This window comes from Polaromonas sp. P1_E1_2, from assembly GCF_056406035.1.
Genome location: NZ_JBFUAZ010000295.1, coordinates 1 through 4,993, shown reverse-complemented (window position 1 = coordinate 4,993; position 4,993 = coordinate 1). Strand labels below are relative to the sequence as shown.

Below are 4,993 nucleotides of genomic sequence, written 5' to 3'. Positions count from 1 at the left end.
TCCCGGTCCAGCCCCCTGACAACCTGACCTTCCAGCTTTCAGTTTTTTCGCTTTTTCCGCCTGTTTTTTCCGTTTTCTTCCTGGCCTCCAAGGCTATTTTTAAACCAGCTTCGTGCTGGTTTTTTTTTGCCCTGAACACCGCCACCGGCAGACAGGCTCAGCGGGGGCCGGCGTTTTAACGTCGGCTAGTGCTGATGGCCCCAGAGCAGGAAAGCATCCCGGTCTTCTACCACCAGGGTAGTTTTGCAGCCCACAGGCAGCAGGACCTTGGTTGGCACGTGGCCGAACGGCAGGCCGGTCAAGACGCGTGCCTTCACCTGACCCTGAAGCCAGGCAATGACGGTATCCAGCTTGAAGCCCTTGTCGTTCGGCGCCAGCTTGTAGTTGGTGAACTGGCCAAAAACGATCGCCTTCTGCTGCGCCAGAATGCCGGCTTGCAACAGCTGCGTGAGCATGCGCTCCACCCGATAAGGGTGTTCGCCGACATCCTCAACAAACAGGATGCCGCCTTTGACGGCCGGCAGATAAGGCGTTCCCACCAGCGCAGACAGGATGGCGAGGTTACCACCCCAGAATACCGCGTCTTTAATGGTGAATCCGGCTCCAGCCTTTTCACCACGGGCGGAAGCAGCTATTAAATTCATAGCAAACTTGGGCAGCTGCCAGCCGGTGCCTTCACCCTGCCCCGTGATCAGGTCGTCAAAGCAGGCTTCCATGATGTCGTCAGGTGCTTCCGCGCCAAAGTCGTCCAGCGAGGGGCCCGCCCAGGTCATCGCGCCGGTTTTGGCCAGCATGGCCATCTGAAAGGCCGTGAAGTCGCTCAGGCCCACAAAACGCGTGCCTCCGGCAGCAGCTTTGGCGACCGCCTTGTAGTTGATCTTCGGCAGGATGCGGGTGAGGCCGTAGCCGCCGCGGGAGATCAGGGCGATGTCGGCCCCACTGGCTGCCGCACGGTGAATAGAGGCAAGCCGGGTTTCGTCGTCGCCGGCAAAACGCTGATGCTGCGCCAGTGCATCGGTATCGATTTCAACTTCATGCCCCTGGGACTCGAGGCGCTTCACGCCACGCTTGAAAGCTGCTTTGTCGCGCACCGCGCTGGAAGGGGAATAGATGTAGATATGTTTTTTCACGGATGCAAGTATCCCATCCCGCGAAGACCTTCGCCCCTTCCCTGCCGCGGATAGCAGCAGGTATAAACGGGTCAACCATGTTCCTTTACCTGCTTGACCTCTTCGGCGTTGCCGTGTTTTCAGTGAGTGGCGCACTGGCGGCAGGACGCCTGCAGCTTGATTTGCTGGGCGTGCTGGTCCTGGCCTCGCTGACGGCCATCGGCGGAGGCACCCTGCGGGACTTGCTGATGAACCGGCACCCGGTGTTCTGGATGGCCAACCCCACCTACCTGCTGGTGATCTGCGCGGCGGCACTGGGCACAGTGCTGTATGTACAGCTCCTGCCGATTCCTGCGCAGGCCCTGCTGGTGGCCGATGCCTTCGGCCTGGCCCTGTTTGCCCTTTCAGGTGCGCAGCTGGCCGAGGCAGCGCGGCTGTCGCCCATCATCGTGGTGTTGATGGGCACCATGACCGGTGTGGCCGGCGGCGTGATGCGCGACATCTGCAGCAACCAGATCCCCCTGCTGCTGCGACAGGACATTTATGCCAGCGCGGCGATTGCCGGAATTGTGCTGTACCTGGCTCTGAAGACCTTGGGCCTGAGACCCTCCTGGGCGTTCGGCATTGGGCTGGTGGCCGTGGCGGCGCTGCGGCTGAGCGCCATCTTCCTGGGCTGGCATTTACCGGTCTTCAAGCTGGCGGACTGAAAAACCGCACTGCTTGCTGCGCAATCGGCTCACCGTGCTCTTGCACAAAGTGGCCGGCCCGCGGCAGCATCAAGGGCTCGCCGCAACCGCGGATCAGGGCTTGCAGCTCCTTCATGACGGGCGGGCCCAGCACCGGGTCCTGCGCACCCACCACCATCAAGGTCCGGCCGGTCCAGTCGTTGTGCCAGAAGGCGCGCGCCAGGCGTGAAATGGCGGCGCCGTCGGCATCAGGTGCATCCGGCACCATGGGCGGGAACGCGCGCAGCGCGGCGCGATGACCTTTGTCCGGAAACGGCGCGTTGTAGGCCGCGCACTCTGCGGGACTCATCTGCGGATTGCCACGCGCAAAAAGGCGCGCCACATCAAACCCGGGGTTCCTGGCGCACATCTCGCGCCAGGCCACAAAGCCTGCAGGCAAGGGAGCATCCCCGGTGCCCAGCATGGTGCTCATGACCAGCAGGCCTTTGTAGCGATGCGGCACGACCATCGGCAGCGTCAGGCCCAGCAAACCGCCCCAGTCCTGCACCACAAGCACGACGTTCTGCAGATCCAGTTTTTCTACCAACTCGAGCAGTATCTGGCGATGGGCGGTGAAGCTATGAAAGCTGTCCTTCTTGGGCTTGTCGCTTTTGCCAAACCCGACCATGTCCGGAGCTACAACGCGGTGCCCGGCCTGCAGCAGCGGCGGGATCATCTTGCGATAGAGGTAGCTCCAGGCCGGGTTGCCGTGCAGGCACAGAAAGGTCAGGCCGCCTCCCCCCACTTTGTTCTCACCGCCGCCTTCGTCGAGGTAATGCATGCGCAGCCCCTGCAGCGCCGGCAGGTCGCTCACATAACGGGGCGGCCAGGGATAGCCCGGCAGGGCATCAAACGCGGCGTCGGGCGTGCGCAATGCATCCTCGCGCAGCGGATGGGCCAGCCGCGATGCCTCGCGCTGCTCATCCCTGCGCCGGCGAAAGAACTCCTGCAGCAGTGCGCTGCATTCCGCAGCCAGCACCCCGCCCTGCAGTTGGGTCTGGTGGTTCAGCCGGGACTCGGCAAACAGGTCGATGACCGAACCGGCGGCGCCGGTCTTCGGGTCGGTCGCGCCAAACACCACGCGTTTGAGCCGGGCATGCAGCATGGCGCCGCTGCACATGGCGCAGGGTTCCAGCGTGACAAACAGTTCGCAATCGTCCAGCCTGTAGTTACCCAGCGCCTGAGCCGCCGCACGCAACGCCACGATCTCGGCGTGGGCCGTCGGGTCGTGCCCGTCCACCGGGGCGTTACGGCCTGTGGCAATGACCTCGCCACGCCGCACCACCACCGCGCCCACAGGCACTTCACCCGACGCGGCTGCCTGGCGGGCCTGCGCAAGCGCCTGCTGCATGAAGGAGATGTCATTCATTTGCTATTATTTTAATAGCTGCTTGCGCTCGTCCTGCAATGGCTACAGCCTTTTTCCTCTTAAATTACTTGTCGTCCTGCGACGGCCGGGGCTGCTGCATCAGGCTTTCCACGGACTGTTTGACCTGCTGCTGCACTTGCCGGCTTTGTTCTTGCGGCGTGGCGCCGCCAGAGACTGCGGGCACGCCAGCCGCCGGTGGGCTGGCCAGCTGGCTGCCCAACTGCTTCTTGACCAGGAACCCCACGATGGCCAACACGACCAACAGGCTCACGATGCTGAACATGGCGCGCATTTCAAGCCTCCGTTGATGTGTTGCTTGGGCCGGCAATGCCCAGGCGGGCCATCCAGTTGGCCAGACCGCGCTCGTTTTCGTTTCCGGCGGCGTACATGGCCTTCATCGCCGCGTGGGACTCGGGCCTGTGCTGGTTGATCTTGACCTTGCACTGAAGATCGGTCACCTGCAATTCAAAAGCCACAATGCCGGCCAGCATCTTGTGGGCAAACTCTTCGCCCAGACCACGCCATTGCTCGGCGTAAGGTGGCTCATGGTCGCCAATCAGCTTTTTAAGCAGGCGGTCTTTTGCCAGGGGATCTTCGATCAGCGTGGCCTGGACGGTGCAATGCACGGCCAGATAGTTCCAGGTCGGCACCCGCGCCAGGTCCGGGTAGACCTTGGGCGACAGGTAGGCGTGAGGCCCGAGAAACGTAGCCACGGCCTGCGGTCGTGTCTGCAGGTAGCGCCAGTGCGCATTGGGCTTGGCCACATGGCCCAGCAGCACCAGCTGATCGCCGCGATCTTCCAGATGCAGCGGCAAATGCGTGACATACGGAAGACCGGCCTCATCGACACTGATCAAGCTGGCAAAGGGGTGTTCCTGGATCAGCGCCGCAGCCTTTGCGCGGTCGCCTTTGAATTGGGGCGGCATGTACATGGSCTGAAGCATAGGCCAAAAACTGGATTTGGCGGCGGCTTGACCCGTCGGAAATTTCCCCGGAATCCGTTCCCGTGGGCTCAGGGGCGCAATGGCCAGCGGACCAGTGCAACGTGCAGCGTCTGGCCGATCAGGCTGCGCACAAGGACAAACTCGCCGGCCGTCCAGGTGATGGGCTCAACCGCTTGTTCGGCCACCGCGCGGTCGTCATAGAGCAAGGTGACATGGGGCGTGTAGGCCGGTTTCGCCCAGCGCCCCAGCCCAGCCTTGGTCATCTCAATGCCCAGCGCCCGCTGGAACGCCATCAGGTCGGCAAGGCCGGCGTCACCGCGCAGGACAAAAGGCCGGTTGCGCGGAGAACTGGCGAAACTCGTGGCCCGGTTAAAGGTGACAGAAAACGGTGCCGCCTCGACCGCTGCAGCGGCCCGGCTTGCCATCTCGACGACCCCCTGGGGCAGGCCGACGTAATCGCCCAGATGATGCAGCGTGATGTGAAAACGTTCGGTTTTCAGCGGCGTTCCATGCAGACCGTGTTCTGTGCGCAATTGCCGGGCACACTGCGCAATGCGCTCAGCGGTCTCAGCATCAGGAAAGAGCGCGAAAAACAGCCGGTCCGTCGGTGCCGGCGCATCGTCAAAGCCGGGTAAAGCGGATTGCCCGGGCATGGCTCAGGCCTCTACTCCAGTCATTCCCACTCAATCGTCGCTGGCGGCTTGCTGCTGACGTCATAGGTCACGCGGTTGATGCCCCGCACTTCGTTGATGATGCGGCCCGAGACCTTTTTGAGCAACGCGTAGGGCAACTCGGCCCAGTCGGCCGTCATGAAGTCGCTGGTTTGCACCGCGCGCAGGGCCACCA

The 4,993-nt window shown here is 62.8% G+C and carries 7 protein-coding genes; 1 reads left to right on the top strand and 6 read right to left on the bottom strand.

Going from position 1 to position 4,993, the window contains the following annotated elements:
* Window positions 1–185: 185 nt before the first annotated feature.
* Complete coding sequence (locus AC1D1P_RS14045; protein WP_477673411.1) at window positions 186–1,130, bottom strand: LD-carboxypeptidase; 945 nt, start codon at window positions 1,128–1,130, stop codon at window positions 186–188.
* Window positions 1,131–1,207: 77 nt separating this feature from the next.
* Here AC1D1P_RS14045 and AC1D1P_RS14040 point away from each other — a divergent pair, with 77 nt between their 5' ends.
* Window positions 1,208–1,816 carry a trimeric intracellular cation channel family protein gene (locus AC1D1P_RS14040; protein ID WP_477673410.1) on the top strand — a complete coding sequence of 203 codons (609 nt, stop codon included), beginning with the start codon at window positions 1,208–1,210 and terminating at the stop codon, window positions 1,814–1,816.
* On the opposite strand, the gene tadA is transcribed toward AC1D1P_RS14040, so the two are convergent.
* From tadA to AC1D1P_RS14015, 5 genes are all read right to left on the bottom strand, one after another.
* Window positions 1,800–3,203 carry a tRNA adenosine(34) deaminase TadA gene (gene tadA / locus AC1D1P_RS14035; protein ID WP_477673409.1) on the bottom strand — a complete coding sequence of 468 codons (1,404 nt, stop codon included), beginning with the start codon at window positions 3,201–3,203 and terminating at the stop codon, window positions 1,800–1,802. The two genes, AC1D1P_RS14040 and tadA, sit on opposite strands and share 17 nt — an antisense overlap.
* Window positions 3,204–3,267: 64 nt before the next feature.
* A complete protein-coding gene (locus AC1D1P_RS14030) occupies window positions 3,268–3,495 on the bottom strand; it encodes a hypothetical protein (RefSeq protein ID WP_477673408.1) in 228 nt (75 codons plus the stop codon).
* Window position 3,496: 1 nt separating this feature from the next.
* Complete coding sequence (locus AC1D1P_RS14025; RefSeq protein WP_477673413.1) at window positions 3,497–4,135, bottom strand: FMN-binding negative transcriptional regulator; 639 nt, start codon at window positions 4,133–4,135, stop codon at window positions 3,497–3,499.
* An 80-nt stretch (window positions 4,136–4,215) separates the two neighbouring features.
* The gene (locus AC1D1P_RS14020; protein ID WP_477673407.1) at window positions 4,216–4,800 is read right to left on the bottom strand and encodes a 2'-5' RNA ligase family protein; all 585 of its coding nucleotides are present in this window, start codon (window positions 4,798–4,800) and stop codon (window positions 4,216–4,218) included.
* A 20-nt stretch (window positions 4,801–4,820) separates the two neighbouring features.
* A partial coding sequence (locus tag AC1D1P_RS14015) for a GMP synthase (glutamine-hydrolyzing) (protein WP_477673412.1) occupies window positions 4,821–4,993 on the bottom strand: 173 nt, incomplete at its 5' end.